Annotated in this window: 1 protein-coding gene and 1 pseudogene; both read right to left on the reverse strand. The window is 73.6% G+C overall.

All coding sequences use genetic code 11. The features are described 5' to 3' along the window. The coding region (locus M878_RS69050) for a DNA repair ATPase (protein WP_023548121.1) at positions 1 to 1,732 on the reverse strand (1,732 nt) is incomplete at its 3' end. 113 nt (positions 1,733 to 1,845) lie between these two features. Then, positions 1,846 to 2,594, reverse strand: a pseudogene (locus M878_RS48270) (flotillin family protein); the annotation flags it as partial.

A 2,594-nucleotide genomic window follows, 5' to 3' on the forward strand; every position in this document is an offset into this window, starting at 1 on the left:
AGGCGTCCTCGCGGGCCAGGAACGCCACCGCGCGGCGCCCGAACGCGGCGAGGTCGGCCTCGGCGCCGCCGGCCAGCTCCCGCAGTCGGGCCGTATCGACGTACCGCAGCTCCCGCAGGGTGAGCAAGTGCCCGTGCGCATGCCGGAGTTCGGTCAGTCCGCGCACCCAGGCGGCGGCCTCGCGCGGGGCCTCACCGCGCAGCCGGCGCACCACGGCGGCGATCCGCTCGGCGGCCTCCTCCAACGCGCTCGCGGCCTGCCGGGTCAGCTCCTGTACGGTCTCGAACTCGGCCAGCACCTGCTCGGCGGTGTCCCGCAGCTCGCCCAACGGGCTTGCCAGGTCACCGAGTTCGGGTTCGGCGAGCCAGTGGTTGGTGTCGGCGGCGCGTACACAGGCGGCGGTCAGCGCCCTGTAGCCCTCGCCGGTCTCGATGCCGTCGGTGACGAGCCGGGCAACGGACAGACAGTCGGCGAGCCCGCGCACCAGGTCCGCGTTGCCGACCCGGGCGAGCGCGCCGGTGCCGGTGCGCAGGGCGGCCGCGTGGGTGTCGGAGACGTACGGCGAGGTCCACCACTGCAGCGGATGGGTGTGCGCGGGCTCGTCGCCGTCGGCGCGCAGCACGGCGAACGCGCCGTCCTCGAACAGTGCCCAGCCCCGGCACGGCAGCGGGGTCGCGACCTCCTTGCGCAGCGTGTTGTAAGAGAGCAGCAGCGTGCGTCCTCCGGTGCGGGACCGGAAGGCGTACAGCACGTCCTCGCCGTTCGGCGCCCGTATCTCGCGCTCGAACTCCAGCCCGGCCACGTCGAGTTCGTATGTCTTGTGAGTGCCGCCGGCCAGGCAGTACCCGCCGGGGAAGACGATCCCCTGCTCCTCGGGCAGCCGTCGGCAGGCCTGCCCGATGCCGTCGAGCCGCACCACCGTCCGGGTCAGCGTGTCGAACACCAGGTACCGGTCGGCGTCCTCCTTGTACGGCCGTACCCGCAGCAGCACCAGCGGGCCGACGCGGGCGTGCCCGACGGCCGCGTCCGCGAGCGACTGCAGCGGTTCCCGCACAGGCTCGGCGAACAGCGGCTCGCCGTCCGGGGTGCGTACGGTGAGGGAGCCGCCGACGGTGGTCACGCCGAGCCCGCCGGGCACGGCCACGTACGGGTCCCGGCCGAGGACGTGGTCCTCGCGGGTGGTCTCGGTCCAGGTGACGTCCTGGCCGGGCGGGAAGACGTCGTCGCGGTCGCCGCGCGCGTCCAGGAAGGCCGCCCGGCCGTCGTCTGCGACGCTCCAGCGCAGTACGCGGACGTCGTCGGCCTTCTCACCGGTGCGGAACACCGCCAGCAGCCGGCCGTCGACCCGGCGCAGCCGCAGCAGCCTGGCCTGCCGGTAGTAGCGGTGCAGGGCGGTGAACTCCCGCACGAACGCCGCGTCGTCCAGCAGTCCGGGTACGGCGTCCTCGGGCAGCCGCTCGCCGTCCCGGCTGTAGAGGGTGAGCACGTCATCGGCTCCGCCGGTTCCGCCGGTTCCGCCGAAGAGCAGGGCGTCGCCTACGGCCACGATGTCGCTCGGGACGCACGGATGCGGGGTCCGTAGCCGGGCGGTGGCAACGAGGTCCAGTTTCGCCGACCCGAACTCCTCGGCCCGCCGGGTGTTGAGTGCGTCCGCCCTCCGGGCGAGGTCGGCGGCGTGTACGGCGAGCCGGTCGCGGAGTACCTCGTAGGTACCGGCGTCGACGGTGGCCATGGGGGGTGGTTCCCTTCGTGGTCATGTGGGGGTGCGCTGGGGCGGCACGGGTGGGCGCTGGGGGTACCCCTCTGGGGGAGGCACAACGAGCAGCGCCCTACCCCCCAGCCCCCTCAGCTCCCCGCGCCGCTTCCGTTCAGTGCCGTCACCGGGGTGTCCGACAGGCCCAGTTCGCTCGCCCGGTCGAGGAGTTTCTGGAGCTGTCCGGCCTGCGGGCCGCCGCCCTTGATCTGCTTCATCAGCAGCGCCGACACCGTCAGGTTCCGCAGGTCCGCCGAGCCCAGTGAGCCGAGGATCCCGCTCAGGTCCTCCGTGAAGCTGCCCGAGCCGTCCAGCCACGGCTTCGCCAGCGCCTGTGCCGTACGGGAGTTGTCGACGAAGCCGTCCACGCCCTTGCCGAGGGAGATGGAGGACACCAGCCGGTCGAAGAAGACGGAATCCCCGCCGACGATGTCGATGTCGGCGTGCTCCAGCCCGGTCGCGAGGACGCTTGCCTGCGCCTCGGCGACCTGCCGCTGTGTCTCCAGACCGGCCAGCCGGATCTCCTTCTCGGCCGCGAGCCGCAGCCGGTACTCCTCGTGCCCGCGTGAGGCCTCGTCCAGCGCGGCCATCGCGGCGGCCTTCTCGGTCAGACCGGCGGCCTCGGCCTTCAGCTTCTCGCCGATCGCCGTGGCCTCCGCGAGGGCCTTCGCCTTGGCGCCCTCCGCATCGGCGTGCCCCTTCGCCCGCGCGCCCTCGGCTTCCGCGAGCCCCTTGGCCTTGGCCCCCTCAGCCTCCGCCAGCGCCCTCGCCCGGGCACCTTCCGCCTCGGCCTTCAGCCGTACCTCGGTGGCCTCAGCAGCCGCCCGCGCGCCCTCGGCCT

The sequence above is a fragment of the Streptomyces roseochromogenus subsp. oscitans DS 12.976 genome (assembly GCF_000497445.1).
Taxonomy (GTDB): Bacteria; Actinomycetota; Actinomycetes; order Streptomycetales; family Streptomycetaceae; genus Streptomyces; species Streptomyces oscitans.